This window comes from Sphingobacterium humi (genome assembly GCF_009768885.1).
GTDB classification, from domain to species: domain Bacteria; phylum Bacteroidota; class Bacteroidia; order Sphingobacteriales; family Sphingobacteriaceae; genus Sphingobacterium; species Sphingobacterium humi.
The window spans coordinates 1-15,813 of sequence record NZ_WSQA01000004.1 but is presented as its reverse complement, the minus strand read 5'-3'; the positions used below and the strand labels follow the sequence as shown (position 1 = coordinate 15,813).

Genomic DNA, 15,813 nt, shown 5'->3' with positions numbered 1-15,813 from the left:
CAAAGATATTTTTAAAATCGAATAGCTTTTACATTTAATTGCAAATTCTTCTTGCCGCGCCAGTTGTTTTCCTCAATGGCATAGCATATATCGAAGGGTTTGCCGCTATTTATGCGGTCTGCATGTTCGCCCAAACCAAAGCCTATACATTCAAACGCAAAGGAATCTTCTTGCTTTACGCTGAATTTGAGGTGGGTAGCTCCAACCACATAGGCTAATCCGGCGGCCGTTACGCGCTGCGACATGAAAACTGGCGCTTCGTTTTGCGGGCCAAAGGGCTCAAACTGGCGTAATATACGGTAAAATTTGCCGTCAATATCACGCAGTTGGATGACTTTCTCGATTAATACCTCCTGTTGTAACATTTCAGGCTTGATGGATTTGGAGACCACCTCCTCGAAACGCTCTTGAAATAGGGGTACATTGCTATGCTGCATGGTTAAGCCTGCGGCGTATTTATGGCCTCCGTATTGATCGAGGAGGTCACTGCATTCGCTTAGGGCTTCATACAGATCGAAACCTAACACCGAGCGGGCAGAGCCGGCAATATGGCCATTGGTTTCTGTGAGGATAACCGTAGGGCGGTAATAGCGCTCGGTGAGGCGGGAAGCCACGATGCCGATAACGCCTTTATGCCAATCGGATTTATAGAGTACCGTCGTTTTACGGCTTTGAAGACCTGTGTCGTTGTCAAGTAAGGAGAGGGCTTCCTCCGTGATGCGCAGATCGAAATCTTTACGCACATTGTTCTGGTCGTCGATATTCTCGGAGAAGATCTTCGCTTCGGATAGCGATTTGGAGGTCAGCAATTGAACGGCATCCTTGGCATGGTCTATCCGGCCGGCCGCGTTGATGCGTGGGCCAATCTGGAAGACAATATCATTGATGCTAAACTGTCCGGTTTTATGGGTCGACAGGTTGATGAGAGCCTGCAGCCCACAACAGGCATTGCCGTTTAGTTTTTTAAGTCCGAAATGGGTCAGGATACGGTTCTCCCCGGTAATTGGAACGATGTCTGAAGCAATGCTGACTGCCACCAGATCCAGGTATTGATAGGCCATTTCCATATCCATTCCGTTTTGGATAATGAAGGCCTGGATAATTTTAAAGCCTATGCCACATCCGGAAAGTTCTTTGTAAGGGTAGGGGCAATCGTCCCGCTTTGGATCCAGAACAGCTACAGCGTCTGGAAGGCTGTCGCCGGGAAGGTGATGGTCGCCAATGATAAAGTCGATCTGCTTGCTTTTGGCATAATTGATTTTATCGATGGCCTTAATGCCACAGTCTAAAGCGATGATTAAGGAAAAGCCTTGCTCATGCGCATAGTCAATACCTTCGGTGGAGATGCCATAACCCTCTTTATAGCGGTCAGGAATGTAGTATTCCAGTCGGCTGTGGAAGTTACGGAAGAAATTGTACACTACGGAAACGGCGGTCGTACCATCGACATCGTAATCGCCATAGATCAATATCTTCTCGTTATTGCCTATTGCTCTTTCGATGCGTGCGATGGCCGCATCCATTCCTTTCATCAAAAAAGGATCGTGTAAGTGTGTTAAGGAAGGTCTAAAGAATTCGCGGGCTTGCTCAAAGGTTTCAACGTCCCGATTTAACAATAACTCTGCAATTATACTATTTACGCCCAGCTCATCTTTTAATTTGTTAATATTGTCGACATTTTTTTTTGGTTTTTGCACCCACCTTTTTTGCATATCTTTGCATTCTTATAACGTGTAAATATACATTTTATAGTCATACTTACCTAATGGGGACGGGGCTATACGTGTACACACTTACTTAACTCGCAAGTAAACAAATAAATAGATATGGTTCGAGCATATTCCCTTTATGAGGGTTCTTATTCTGTTGATAAATCCAAGAAATTCATACCATTTGATCCTAAGAAAGATGATCCTAAAGATCGTCCGGGTTCTCTTTTTATCCATGTGCACCCTTTTTTGGTGGAAACAGAAGCTGGCTTGGTCTTGCTGGATACCGGATTAGGACAACGCACCGCCGATGATGAATTGCTGATTCATGCCAACATCAAGAAGCTGGGTTTCGATATCGACGATGTACGTTTTGTGCTGATGTCGCATTTGCATAAAGACCACGCTAATGGGATGGTGGATTTTAAGGATGGCGTGAAGCGCATTGCTTTTCCGAATGCGGAATATTACGTGCAGGAGAAAGAATGGGAAGCTGCATTCAGTACCGAATCGCCTTCCTACCGAACCGATGTGTTTGATGTGGTGCAACGCTCGGGCAACTTGAACTTCGTGAATGGCGATGGCTATATCAACGATGAAATTCGCTATAACCTTTCCGGAGGGCATTCCGAGTTCCATCAGGTATTCCATATTGAAACAGGTGGCGAGCATTTCTTCTTCGGCGGCGATGAACTGCCTGAGCCGGAGGAAATCTTCCGGAACTTTATCGCCAAGTACGATTTCGATGGCCGTAAAGCGAAGGCCTTACGCGAAGAATACTGGGCTGCAGGGGCACCTGAGGGCTGGGTATTTATGTTCTACCATTCAAAAAGCATCGCGATCGGGCGTCCTGAAAAGCGAGAAGATGGTAGTTATAAGATCATCGATGCTACGAAATAGGGCGAGATTGTTTATATTTGAGGGTCTTGAATTTCATATACTTAGGTTTTATTTAAATAAAAGTTAATATGTCGATAGTTAGAGAAAGTGATCTAATTGGCATTGGGAAGAAATACCAGATTGAAACTGAAGCCGGTGACAATATGGTGGTTGTTATCCACGACGATGGCAGACGTGAGCTGTATCGTCATGAAGATGAAGATAACGAAACCCATTGTGTAATGACCCTGTCAGACGAAGAGTCGAGACAGGTGGCCGGTATTCTGGGTGGACTGTCCTACAAACCGAAGGCATTGGAAACCATCGAAGTCGCCCTAGACGACTTGCGTATCGAATGGTACAAAGTGGAAGTATCTAACGATGGGGTAAATAAAAGTATTGGCCAGCTGGAAGTACGCCAGCGCACCGGTGCCTCTATTATTGCCGCCATTAAAGGTGAGGAAACCATTATTAACCCTGGGCCAGAGTATGTCATCCAACCGGGTGCTACCTTGGTGATCGCTGGAAAGCAAAAGAACATTAAATTGTTAAAGGAAATCCTACTCTAAACAACGCCTATGCCTAATACTTTGATTATTGAAATCGGAATTGCCGTCCTTCTTGTCGCCTTAGTTGGCTTATTGGCCAACCGACTACGTTTCTCTGTAATCCCCTTTTTTATTATCATCGGTATGGTATTGGGCCATGAATCCTACCCCAATTTTATTAAGGATATGCTCGCTTCCGTGGGGAATGAGGGCTTCACCCATGCCGTAGAGTCGGTATGGAAGTTCTTGACCTTCCGCGAGAGTAAGCCTTTTATCGACTTTATGGGCAGGTTAGGGGTGTTGTTTCTCCTATTCTACTTGGGCCTTGAGTTCTCTGTAGGGCGCTTAATCAAATCCGGGAAGTCTATTGTGGCGGGCGGATCCTTTTACGTCGCCTTGAACTTTGTGTCCGGACTGCTGGTTGGCTGGATGATGGATCTTCCTTTTAAGGAGGTGATGGTGCTCTGTGGTATCATGACCAGTTCTTCAACGGCTATTGTAGCTAAGGTATTAACCGACCTGAAGCGTACAGCGAATCCGGAAACGGAGGTAATCATGGGAATGATTATGTTCGATGATCTGTTTATCGCCATGCATATTTCCTTCCTGTCGGGGCTTATCCTCACCGGAAGTAGTTCCTTCTGGGCGGTCGCTGGCACCTCGCTATTGGCCCTAGGCTTTATCTTAACCTTCCTGATCTTAGGTAGAAAGCTTATTCCTTTCATTGATAAATTATTGCAAGAGAAGTCCTCAGAGCTGTTTATCCTGATTATTTTTAGTTTGTTATTCACCATTGCTGGCTTCTCGGAGACTATCCATGTGGCGGAAGCAATCGGTGCTTTAATGGCGGGTTTGGTCTTTGCGGACTCGAAATACCTAAAGAAAATTGAGGGTATGGTCTTGCCCTTTAAAGACTTCTTCGGGGCGATGTTCTTCTTTAGCTTCGGGCTTTCTATTGATATGTATTCCCTCGGTGGGGCGGTAGGCTGGGCAGCCTTTGCAGCAGTTATCACCATCATCGGGAATGTGGCATCGGGCTATTTCGCGACAAGATTCTCGGATCTGAAGCCGAAGAATTCGGTCGATATCGGATTTACCCTATCTGCAAGGGGAGAGTTCTCCATCATCATGGCGAACATCGGGAAAGCCGGGAAGTTATTGCCGGTTATCCAATCTTTTGTGGTGGTGTATGTATTGATTCTTTCTATCGTATCTCCGCTGCTGACGAAGGAGTCTCGGAACATTTGGAACCGCCTGTCGGGCCAAAAAGAAGCCCCTAAGAAGGTTAAGAAGAAACTTAGCGACTTAGAGGCATCTGGGCAGGAATAATCCCGCATAGCTATTTATTTCTTGTTTGCTTAATCGTCGTATCCGAAACGTTTAAGGTAGTTTTTCTTGCTACGCCAGTCGGGTAATACCTTCACGAACATTTCCAAGAATACTTTTCCGCCGATAAACTCTTCAATATCCTGACGTGCATAGGTGCCTACTTTCTTGATCATGGCGCCGGCTTTCCCGATGATGATGTTCTTCTGGGAATCGCGCTCCACGATAATCTCTGCCGCAATACGGGTTATTTTAGGCTCTTCCTTATAAGAGGTGATAATAACCTCAGTACTGTAAGGGATTTCCTTATCATACAGCTTAAACACCTTCTCGCGAATAATTTCCGACACGAAGAAACGCATGGACTTATCCGTTAGCTCGTCCTTTTCGTAGTAAGGTGCATGTACAGGTAGTTTTTCCTTAATGTAGTTCATCACAGATTCTACATTGTAACCATGTAAGGCCGAAATCGGGAAGATGACGTCCGGATTAATTTTCTCTTTCCAGAACTCAATCTTCGCCTTCACTTCGTCCTCCGATGATTTATCCACCTTATTGATGATAATAGCCACCGGCGAACTGGTGTTGCGTAATTTATCGAGAACGTCATTCTCATCGTACTTCTCATGGATGTCTGTAACAAAAAGAAGAATGTCGGCATCAATAATAGAACCCATCACAAAATTCATCATGGATTCCTGTAAGGAATAGTTTGGTTTGATGACGCCAGGGGTATCAGAAAAGACAATTTGATGGTCTTCATCATTTACGATACCAATTATGCGGTGCCTAGTGGTTTGAGCCTTCGGTGTAATGATAGACATCTTTTCCCCTACTAATGAGTTCATTAGGGTTGACTTCCCGGCATTTGGTTTTCCAATGATACTGACGAATCCTGCTTTATGCGACATTATTTTGATTTTTATTTGTTTTACAAAGAAACAAATAATATCTTTGTACTCCAATTCGGAGATAATATAATCTGCATCTAGGATACCAACAGATGAGATTTCAACAATACATTGCGGGATGGAGCAGTTGGTAGCTCGTCGGGCTCATAACCCGAAGGTCATCAGTTCGAGTCTGGTTCCCGCTACTAAAAACCCGGATTAAGCGCGAGGCTTAATCCTAAGACATTAAAAATACATTGCGGGGTGGAGCAGTTGGTAGCTCGTCGGGCTCATAACCCGAAGGTCATCAGTTCGAGTCTGGTCCCCGCTACTATTTGAAGGTTTCAATCGAAAGGTTGGAACCTTTTGTTTTTAGATAGGAGATGTGAGATATGAGATATGAGAATTTGGACTCCAGTATTGGGGAAATGAACCTTATTTGGAATCTCACATCTACTAGCGCATCAAGCATCTCAAATCTCATATCTCAAATCTCATCTCTAATTTTCTTTGCTTTCCAATACCGAAGAACCCATTAGGAATTCATCTACCTTGCGGGCGCATTCGCGACCTTCGGAGATTGCCCATACCACTAAGGACTGTCCGCGGCGCATATCGCCGGCCACAAAGATATTATCGATATTGGTTTGATAGGCTGTTTCGCTGGCTTTCACATTGCCACGCTGATCCAACTCTACCCCTAATTGCTGTAGCAAGCCTTCGTGTTGCGGATGGAGGAATCCCATAGCTAGGGTCACCAATTCGCAGGGGATCTCACGTTCCGAGCCTTCCACTTCGGTGAATTTGCTAGGGCGTCCCAGTTCATCGGTTTCCCAACTTAGGTCTACAATGCGGGCGGCACGCAGGTTTCCGTTTTCATCGCCTAAGAATTCCTTGGTGCTGATGCTCCAATGGCGTTGGCATCCTTCCTCATGGGAGGTTGTTGTTTTCAGCAACATTGGGTAGCTTGGCCATGGCATGGCAGCTGTTCGGGCTTCTGGTGGAGTAGGCATAAGCTCGAATTGAGTTACCGATTTGGCGCCATGTCTATTCGATGTGCCGACACAATCAGATCCTGTATCTCCACCACCGATCACTAAGACATGCTTTCCTTGCGCATGGATATCCGCTTCTTCGAAGCTGGAATTTCCAACACGTTTATTTTGTTGTTTTAGGAACTCCATGGCATAATGTACGCCCTTAAGTTCTCTACCCGGAATGTTTAAGTTTCTCGGGATGGTCGAACCTCCGGTCAATACCACGGCGTCGTATGCGTTAAGTTCGTGCGCCGCTACGTTTTTACCGACTTCTGCATTGGTGCGGAACTCCACACCCGATTGCTCCATAATCTCAACCCGACGGTCGATTACCGATTTGTCGAGTTTAAAATCCGGGATTCCGTAGCGCAATAGCCCGCCAACCTTATCATCACGTTCGTAGACCACCACATCATGACCCGCTTTGTTCAGCTGTGCTGCTGCGGCTAGTCCGGATGGTCCTGAGCCCACCACGGCTACACGCTTACCCGTTTTCAGGAACGATTTATTAGGCTTCACATAGCCCTTCTTATAGGCAATCTCGATGATATGCTTCTCGATCTCCTCGATAGCCACCGGCGATTTGTTGATCCCGAGCACGCAAGCCGATTCGCAAGGTGCCGGACAGATGCGCCCGGTAAACTCCGGGAAGTTGTTGGTTGAGGTTAAAATCTGGTAGGCTTCTTCCCATTTGCCATCATACACGGCGTCATTAAACTCCGGAATCACATTGCCAAGGGGGCATCCCGAATGGCAGAAGGGTATTCCGCAGTTCATACAGCGGGCAGCCTGGTTATTCAATTGCTCATCCGAGTAAGCTTGCACAAACTCCTGATAATTCTGTTTTCTTTGCTCCACTTTCTCTTTTAGCGGAAGCGATCTCTCATATTCTAAAAATCCTGTTGGTTTTCCCATGGTTCTATCCTCCTCGATTAAGCGGTCACTAATTTTTTAAGTATTACATTTTTGTATTCTTTCGGGAATACTTTAATAAATTGATTTTTGGCCGTGCTCCAATTGGTCAGAATATCATTTGCTCTGGCACTCTTTGTCAACAGGATATGTCGTTTCAGTAAGCTGATGATTTCTGTTTCATCGGCTGCTTCTAGCGGATCCAAGTCTACCATTTCGGTATTGCAGTTTTCGCGGAAGTTGCCGGCGATATCATATACCCAAGCAATACCACCACTCATTCCTGCGGCGAAGTTCCGGCCAGTTTCGCCCAGAATCAAGGCTCTACCGCCTGTCATGTACTCGCAACCATGGTCGCCGATACCTTCTACGACGGCTGTGGCGCCAGAATTCCGAACGGCAAAGCGTTCGCCGGCGCGGCCGTTGATAAAGAGGTATCCCGAAGTTGCACCATACAAGGCCACATTACCGATGATGATGTTCTCATCCGGAATTAAGGTACTTTCTGCGGCCGGGTAAATGGCCAGCTGCGCACCGGAAAGACCTTTACCTACGTAATCGTTGGCTTCGCCTTCCAGTTCGAAAGAGATCCCTTTGGTATTGAACGCACCGAAGGATTGCCCTGCGGAGCCTTTGAAAGTAAAGTTGATGCTGTTGTCAGGCAAGCCTTCCGAGCCGTATATCTTCGAAATCTCGTTGGAAAGCATAGTGCCTATGGTACGGTCAGTATTCTTCACGTTGAAGTGGCCAAACACCGGAGTTTTGCTTTCCAGGGCTGGTTTTGCCAAGGTCAATAATCCCCAATCTAAAATCATGCTCATGCCGTGGTCTTGCTCCTCGGTGTTGTGCAAGGTTTGTCCGTTGGCATTTGCGGCCACATGTAAGATGCCTGAGAAGTCTATTTTCGCCGCTTTCCAATGTTCCAGATTCTCTCTTTTCTTTAAGAACTGCGCTCTTCCCACCATCTCGTTGATGCTGCGGAAGCCAAGCTCGGCCATAATTTCGCGCATTTCCTCTGCCAAGAAACGGAATAGGTTCACCACATCCTCCGGTTTCCCCGAGAAGAGTTTGCGAAGATCCGGGTCTTGGGTAGCAACACCCACCGGACAGGTGTTGAGGTGGCATTTACGCATCATGATACATCCGCCGGCCACTAATGCTGCGGTAGCCACGCCCCATTCTTCTGCACCCAATAAGGTAGCAATCACCAGGTCTCTACCGGTCTTCATCTGTCCGTCGGCCTGCAACACCACGCGGCTGCGTAGTTTGTTCTGCACCAGGGTTTGATGCGCCTCGGCCAGGCCTAATTCCCAAGGAAGGCCTGCATGTTTAATGGAACTGATGGGTGATGCACCGGTACCACCGTCATAGCCAGCAATCAAGATAACATCAGCATGTGCTTTTGCCACCCCTGCCGCAATGGTTCCTACGCCGGCTTTGGATACCAGCTTCACGTTGATGCGGGCATCGCGGTTGGCATTCTTCAAGTCGAAAATCAGCTGCGCTAAATCTTCAATCGAGTAAATATCGTGGTGTGGAGGCGGGGATATCAAGCCCACGCCCGGGGTCGAGTGACGCACTTTGGCAATCCAATCGTCCACTTTATGACCAGGGAGCTGTCCGCCTTCCCCCGGTTTGGCGCCTTGCGCCATTTTAATCTGTATTTCATCGGCTTGGGTGAGGTAATTTGAGGTCACACCGAAGCGTGCGGAAGCGACCTGCTTGATTGCCGAGCGCATCGAATCGCCATTTGGCAATTTAGCGTAGCGGATTTCATCCTCACCACCCTCACCGGTATTCGATTTCCCGCCGATGCGGTTCATGGCAATCGCCAAAGTGCTGTGTGCCTCGTGCGAAATGGAACCGAATGACATGGCACCCGTAGCAAAGCGTTTCATGATTTCGCTGGCCGGTTCCACCTGGTCGATGGATATGGCTGTTCTATGTTTCGCAAATTCCAATAAGCCACGAAGGGTATACATGTGTTCCTTCTGGTTATTGATTAGGCTTGCGTATTTTTTATAGGTTTCAAAGCTATCGGTACGGCAGGCTTGTTGCAGCAGGTGTACCGTTTGCGGATTCCATAAGTGGCCTTCGCCACGTCTTTTCCATTGGTATATACCCCCCTCTGGCAATAAGGTTGGTGCCAGGCGGCTGTTTTCAAAGCCACGCCAGTGTTTGGCTAAAGATTCCTTCGCAATATCATCCAGGGTTAATCCACCAATTCTGGATACCGCACCGCAGAAGTAGCTATCCACCACTGAAGCATCGATTCCCAATACTTCGAAAATCTGTGCGCCATGGTAAGATTGCAGGGTGGAGATGCCCATTTTCGAGAAAATTTTCAGTAGGCCATTGCAAACGGCTTTCACATAGTTCTTCTTCAGGTCGTCCCAAGTCAGGTCCGTGTCCAGTTGTCCTTGCTCGCGCATGGTACGGATGCTTGCCAAAGCCATATACGGATTGATGGCCGTAGCGCCAAAGGCTAACAAACAAGCAAAGTGATGCACCTCCCAGGCGTCGCCCGCCTCAACCACCAAACCTACAGCACCGCGATTTCCAGTTTTAATTAAGTGGTGATGCACGGCAGAAACCGCCAATAAAGAAGGGATAGCCGCGTGTTGCGAATCTATCGCACGGTCGGAAAGGATAATCACCTCAAAGCCATCGCGCACGGCATCATCGGCATAGCGGCATAGGCGTTCCAGGCCCGCTTCCAAAGAGCCCGCTTTGCCATCGGCACGGAAATAACTTTGAATGGTTTTCGCCTGAAATACACCGGTATCGATGGAACGTAGTTTTTCCAGTTCGCTGGAGGTTAAAATCGGATGCTCCAGCGTCACGCAGTGACAGAATTTCTTGTCTTCAATTAAAATATTACCGGCATTCCCGATAAAGGTTGCCAAGCTCATGACGAGGCGTTCCCGAATAGGATCGATTGGCGGATTGGTTACCTGCGCAAAGAACTGTTTGAAGTAGCTGGAGATATGCTGCGGCTGATCTGATAGCACGGCCAAAGGCACATCCGTTCCCATCGAGCCAATAGGCTCATAGCCGGTTAAGGCCATCGGGGTTAAAATGGTTTCAATATCTTCCCGAGAATAGCCAAAAGACTGCTGATACTTAAATACCGACTCTTTAGAAAGGTAGGTAAAAGTAACTCGTGGCTCGGCCAATTCTTCCAATTTAATTTTATAATTGTTAATCCAGTCGCCATAAGGTTGTTGGCGAATCAACTCGCCTTTCACTTCCTCATCTGAGCGGATTTTACCGGCTTCCATATCCACCACGAATATTTTACCCGGCTGTTGTCTTCCTTTTTTAATAATGGTAGCCTCATCAATAGGCAATGCACCGGCCTCTGAAGCCACCACCACACGGTCATCCGAAGTAATGGCGTAGCGCAATGGGCGCAGGCCATTTCTATCTAAGGTTGCACCGATAATTTTTCCGTCGGTAAAACATAGGGCTGCAGGCCCGTCCCAAGGCTCCATTAAGGTAGCATGGTATTCGTAGAATGCTTTTTTCAAAGGATCCATCTGTGTATTGCCGTCCCAGGCTTCCGGCACCAACATCAGCATCACGTGGGGTAAGCTTCTGCCGCTATGCAGCAGCAATTCCACCACATTATCGAGGCAGGCCGAATCCGATTGGCCACGATCTACCACCGGTAATAAGATTTCCATCTCCTCTTCCGTAAAATAAGGGGATGAAAGCGAGCGTACGCCAGCATAAAACCAGTTTAAGTTACCTGTTAACGTATTGATTTCGCCATTATGGGCAATCATGCGGAAGGGCTGCGCCAAAGACCATGATGGGAATGTGTTGGTTGAAAAACGCGAGTGTACCAGGCCGAATGCCGATACCACACGCGGATCATGCAAATCTTCAAAATAGGAACCCACCTGATAGGTAGTCAGCTGACCTTTATAGATAATGGTTTTACAAGAAAGGGATGCGATATAAAGTGGTAGTGGGTAGGCTTGATGTTCTTTGATTTTCTGGATAATGAGGCGCCGTAGCACATATAATTTCCGTTCAAAATCCTCGGTATTGCCCACCCCTTCCGGTCGGGAGATAAAGAACTGCACGATTTCCGGTTCTGCTCCCAAGGCGGTAGGGCCAATGCCCTGTCGGTTTACGGGTACTGCACGGAAGCCCAGGAGATCCATTTTACGATCTGCAGCAGCCTCAGCAATTACTTGGCGGCAAATTTGATTCATTTCCGCATCCTTCGGTAAGAAAACCATCCCCACGCCATAATAGCCTGGTTCTTGCAATTGAATGCCTAGCTTAATGCATTCTTCCCACAGAAATTCATGCGGTAACTGAATCATGATGCCGGCACCATCGCCCGACTCCGGATCACAGCCACAGGCGCCACGGTGTTCCATGTTCTCTAACATGGTGAGGGCATCTTGTACTTGTTGATGCGATTGCTGCCCTTTGATATGAGCCACGAAACCAACGCCACAGGCATCGTGTTCAAACGCTGGATTGTATAGTCCTTCTTGCTGCATTGTATAATGAATCTTTTATAATTTAAAACAGGTTTGCTAATATAAGAATAAAAATAACACTTTATTGAAAAACTTTTAAAAAATATAATGAAACGTTGATTAATACATAAATTAAATCAAAATAATTATCGAAATTGTATTTGCTTCGCCATTTGATTATAAAAATGAAATATCATTCGTTAATTTTGTTCACATAACAAATTAATTATGACCATCCGCGAAATTGAAATTTACCGACTCAGTATCCCTATGGAACCTTTCGTGATTGCGACAGGAACGATGGACTATGCCCAGAACACCTTTATTCGGATAAAAACTGATAGCGATTTAGTAGGGGTAGGGGAATGTTCGGCCTTTCCCATGATTGTTGGCGAAACCCAAAACACCTGCATTGCAGTGGCGAAGGACTTTGCTAAAATCTGGATCGGGAAGGATGCCTTAGCGCTAGAAGAGCGCTTGGCCGAGCTGCACCTGTACATCGCCGGGAATGCCACGATTAAGTCGGCTTTTGATATGGCCTTATACGACCTGGCTGCCAAGCATGCCGGTTTGCCTTTATATCAATTCTTAGGGGGAAAACCTCGGGATATTGTAACAGACATTACCTTAGGCATTGCCTCGCCGGAGGAGATGGCCGAGAAGGCGAAGAAACTGTATGAAGGTGGCGCGGTAGCCTTAAAGGTAAAGCTAGGCAAAAAGCCGCAAGACGATATTGCCCGCATCAGGGCCATTCGCCAAGCGGTAGGTTTTGATATTCCTATCCGCATCGATGCCAACCAAGGTTGGACCTATGCGGAAGCTGTCGAAGCACTTCAAGGCTTGGAACCCTTGAAAATCCAATTCTGCGAGCAACCGATGCGCACCTATAACGATCACTTATTAGCCCAATTGCGCAGCGAAACCATTGTACCCATTATGGCCGACGAATCCGTCTATACGCATTACGATGCCGAGCGTTTGTGCCGTACCGATAGCTGCGATTATATCAATATTAAGTTCTCCAAATCATCAGGCATTCATGAATCCTTAAAAATTCAGGCTGTAGCGCAGGAATACGGTATTCCCTGCATGATTGGCGGGATGCTGGAAAGCCGTTTGGCTTTAGCTGCCAAGACGCATTTTGCCTATGCAGCACCAAATGTGAAGTTCTTCGATTTGGATACCTGCATGGTTGGCCACTTGGAAGACCCGGTTATCGGCGGGATTCAATACGATGGTTATGCCATCAAATTATCCGATGGATTGGGCATTGGCGCAGATATGGATCCAGCCTTTTTGGAAGGCTGTGATAAATGGACATTCTCTTAAATTAAAATACGATGTTAAACAACGATACCTGGCACATTGGAACAGCAGAAGTCATTATTCTCTTTATTCTAGTCGTTATTATTTTGTTTTTTGCCTATATCTTCAGCAGGCTGCTCAAGCGAAAGTAAATCGTTAATCAGCCCCATTTTAGGGAATAATTCAGTACATTTGTCCCCTATATCAGATATATATTTAGCATATGAGCACACAACGCGGACCTATTTCTCAATTCATTGAGAAAAACTATCTACATTTTAATGCAGCGTCATTAGTTGACGCCGCAAAAGGCTATGAAAAACATCTTGAAGAGGGTGGTAAAATGTTGGTTTCTTTAGCAGGGGCAATGAGTACTGCTGAATTAGGTATCTCCTTGGCGGAGATGATTCGTCAGGATAAAGTGGCGATCATTTCTTGTACAGGTGCCAACCTGGAAGAAGATGTGATGAACCTTGTGGCGCACTCGCACTACAAACGTGTTCCTAACTACCGTGATTTAACACCACAAGACGAGTGGGAATTATTGGAAAACCACTACAACCGTGTTACAGATACTTGTATCCCGGAAGAAGAGGCGTTCCGTCGTTTACAATCGCATATGGAGAAAGCATGGAAAGATGCTGAAGCCAATGGCGAGCGTTATTTCCCACACGAGTTCTTATACAAAGTGGTATTATCGGGCGATTTAGAGCAATACTATGAAATTGACCCTAAAAACTCCTGGATCTTAGCGGCGGCAGAAAAGAATATTCCAATCATCTGTCCAGGATGGGAAGATTCAACGACTGGTAACATCTTCGCTTCTTACGTTATTAAAGGCGAATTAAATGTGCACACCGTTAAAACTGGTATTGAATACATGGTTTACTTAACAGAGTGGTACCGTGCTAATTCAGGTGGTAAAGGTGTAGGTTTCTTCCAAATCGGTGGAGGTATCGCTGGTGACTTCCCAATCTGTGTGGTCCCAATGATGTACCAAGATTTAGAATGGCATGATGTACCTTTCTGGTCTTACTTCTGTCAGATTTCTGACTCCACTACTTCTTACGGATCTTACTCTGGTGCTGTGCCAAACGAGAAGATTACTTGGGGTAAATTAGATACGGAATCTCCAAAATTCATCGTAGAGTCTGACGCAACAATCGTAGCGCCATTAATCTTTGCGTGGGTATTGGGTCAATAATCCATTTTACAATTAAGTTTCGGTTTTGGCATCTCTTTTAACCACAGATAACGCAGCAGCCTTGCAGGCATTAATGTCTGAAACGCTATTTAGCATGGGTGAGGAGCAACAGGCAGCCTCCGGCGGCTTTGTGCAAAACCAAACGCAAACATACATTCCTCCGGCTGCAGATGCGTCTGCAGCAACGGAGGAATTTATTTATCAAGGCGATAAAAGCACGGGGGTGTTGTTTATTCTACGCTACCCGGACTATCCTTATTTCTCGCCACAGGCCGAAGAAGCTTTCTTGAAAACCATCGGTGCCTTGCAACTTAACGCCAGCAATGTGGCCGTGCTGAACTTGGCCAATCCGCATAATCCCAACGATTTTAAACGTATTATGCAATTCTTCCAACCCAAGAAGATTACCCTCCTAGGTGTAGAGCCCTTATCCTTAAAGCTTCCTGAAATTGGACATAACTCCTACATGAAAGGAAAAGTAGCTACCGTGTTCAATACCTTCAGCTTTGAAGAGATGTTCGCCGATGTGCAGAAGAAAAAGCTGTTCTGGGGCGAATTCAAAACCTTTATCCTTTCTTAATTTCACCCTTTTTCCCATTTTTCTTTCCGGATAGCTTACCTTTGCCAAAAATTAAAGGCCCATGGAATTGATATTTGCCACAAATAACGCCCATAAATTGGAGGAAGTACAAGCGATGGTAGGTGATAAGTTTATCTTGAAATCACTTGCAGATATAGGTTGTACCGATGATATTCCCGAAACAGGAATCACCTTCCAAGAGAATGCCCAACAGAAAACCGATTACCTCCGCAGCCGTTACCAAGTCGATTGCTTTGGCGATGACTCTGGTTTGGAAGTAGACGCCCTAAACGGCGAACCTGGTGTGTATTCCGCCCGTTATTCCGGCTCGCGCGATATGGAGCAAAATATCGATCTGGTCTTGTCCAAACTTGGGGATAGCAGCAACCGCACGGCCCGCTTTAAAACCGTAATCTCCTTGTTCCTGCAGGGCGAGCAGCACTTCTTCGAAGGCAGCGTAGAAGGCCGAATCATCGAACAGCGCATTGGAACCGAAGGCTTTGGTTACGACCCTATCTTTATTCCAGATGGCTATACCCAAACCTTCGCTGAAATGAGCCTCGCCGAAAAAAATAAAATCAGCCACCGCGCGAAAGCCATCGCCAAACTGGTGGCCTTCCTGAAAGAAAAAACAGCTTAAGCATTCCGCATATTCCAGTACGGCCTTCCTTTGGGAGCATGGCAACGCTGGCTTGTTTCAACCGCTTTGCTCTCCCCTTTCATAGCCCTCTTCAAAGGGGTTTGATACGGGTGTGAAAGGGGAGTGAAAGGGGAATGAAAAAGAGATGTGAGACAGGTGTCTTATACTGAAATAGGTTTACAAAAAGCGAACTGATTACTAAATTAGGTTTACGCCTTATTTTTTATACTAAATAGGGTTGTCTTTGTTTTTGTTTTTGGATTTCATTGTTTTTTTCTGATGGT

The 15,813-nt window shown here is 46.3% G+C and carries 11 protein-coding genes and 2 tRNA genes; 9 read left to right on the top strand and 4 right to left on the bottom strand.

The features are described 5' to 3' along the window. Positions 1-11: 11 nt before the first annotated feature. On the bottom strand, positions 12-1,712 hold the full coding sequence (recJ, locus tag GQF63_RS06110; RefSeq protein WP_160368340.1) for a single-stranded-DNA-specific exonuclease RecJ: 1,701 nt from the start codon (positions 1,710-1,712) through the stop codon (positions 12-14). Between the two features lie 114 nt (positions 1,713-1,826). On the opposite strand from recJ, the gene GQF63_RS06105 reads away from it, so the two are divergent. From GQF63_RS06105 to GQF63_RS06095, 3 genes are all read left to right on the top strand, one after another. Next, entirely contained in the window at positions 1,827-2,609 is a 783-nt protein-coding gene (locus tag GQF63_RS06105; protein WP_160368339.1) for an MBL fold metallo-hydrolase, read from the top strand. A 68-nt stretch (positions 2,610-2,677) separates the two neighbouring features. Continuing rightward, positions 2,678-3,157 carry a cation:proton antiporter regulatory subunit gene (locus tag GQF63_RS06100; protein ID WP_160368338.1) on the top strand — a complete coding sequence of 160 codons (480 nt, stop codon included), beginning with the start codon at positions 2,678-2,680 and terminating at the stop codon, positions 3,155-3,157. Between the two features lie 9 nt (positions 3,158-3,166). Continuing rightward, complete coding sequence (locus GQF63_RS06095; protein WP_160368337.1) at positions 3,167-4,465, top strand: cation:proton antiporter; 1,299 nt, start codon at positions 3,167-3,169, stop codon at positions 4,463-4,465. A gap of 29 nt (positions 4,466-4,494) precedes the next feature. Here GQF63_RS06095 and era read toward each other — a convergent pair whose 3' ends face one another. After that, positions 4,495-5,373, bottom strand: coding sequence for a GTPase Era (era, locus tag GQF63_RS06090; protein ID WP_160368336.1), 879 nt, complete (start codon positions 5,371-5,373; stop codon positions 4,495-4,497). A gap of 112 nt (positions 5,374-5,485) precedes the next feature. On the opposite strand from era, the gene GQF63_RS06085 reads away from it, so the two are divergent. Both GQF63_RS06085 and GQF63_RS06080 read left to right on the top strand, forming a co-directional pair. Beyond that, a tRNA-Met gene (locus tag GQF63_RS06085) sits at positions 5,486-5,558 on the top strand. Positions 5,559-5,610: 52 nt separating this feature from the next. Further along, positions 5,611-5,683, top strand: a tRNA-Met gene (locus tag GQF63_RS06080). 169 nt (positions 5,684-5,852) lie between these two features. On the opposite strand, the gene GQF63_RS06075 is transcribed toward GQF63_RS06080, so the two are convergent. Continuing rightward, the gene (locus GQF63_RS06075; RefSeq protein WP_160368335.1) at positions 5,853-7,304 is read right to left on the bottom strand and encodes a glutamate synthase subunit beta; all 1,452 of its coding nucleotides are present in this window, start codon (positions 7,302-7,304) and stop codon (positions 5,853-5,855) included. A 17-nt stretch (positions 7,305-7,321) separates the two neighbouring features. Then, the gene (gene gltB, locus GQF63_RS06070) at positions 7,322-11,821 is read right to left on the bottom strand and encodes a glutamate synthase large subunit (RefSeq protein WP_160368334.1); all 4,500 of its coding nucleotides are present in this window, start codon (positions 11,819-11,821) and stop codon (positions 7,322-7,324) included. Between the two features lie 207 nt (positions 11,822-12,028). On the opposite strand from gltB, the gene GQF63_RS06065 reads away from it, so the two are divergent. From GQF63_RS06065 to GQF63_RS06050, 4 genes are all read left to right on the top strand, one after another. Next, positions 12,029-13,129, top strand: a complete 1,101-nt coding sequence (locus GQF63_RS06065; protein WP_160368333.1) for a mandelate racemase/muconate lactonizing enzyme family protein — start codon at positions 12,029-12,031, stop codon at positions 13,127-13,129. Between the two features lie 199 nt (positions 13,130-13,328). Next, positions 13,329-14,309 carry a deoxyhypusine synthase family protein gene (locus GQF63_RS06060; RefSeq protein WP_160368332.1) on the top strand — a complete coding sequence of 327 codons (981 nt, stop codon included), beginning with the start codon at positions 13,329-13,331 and terminating at the stop codon, positions 14,307-14,309. Positions 14,310-14,334: 25 nt separating this feature from the next. Continuing rightward, positions 14,335-14,889, top strand: coding sequence for a hypothetical protein (locus GQF63_RS06055; protein ID WP_246163350.1), 555 nt, complete (start codon positions 14,335-14,337; stop codon positions 14,887-14,889). A gap of 61 nt (positions 14,890-14,950) precedes the next feature. Continuing rightward, entirely contained in the window at positions 14,951-15,529 is a 579-nt protein-coding gene (locus GQF63_RS06050; protein ID WP_160368331.1) for a non-canonical purine NTP diphosphatase, read from the top strand. Positions 15,530-15,813 lie beyond the last annotated feature (284 nt).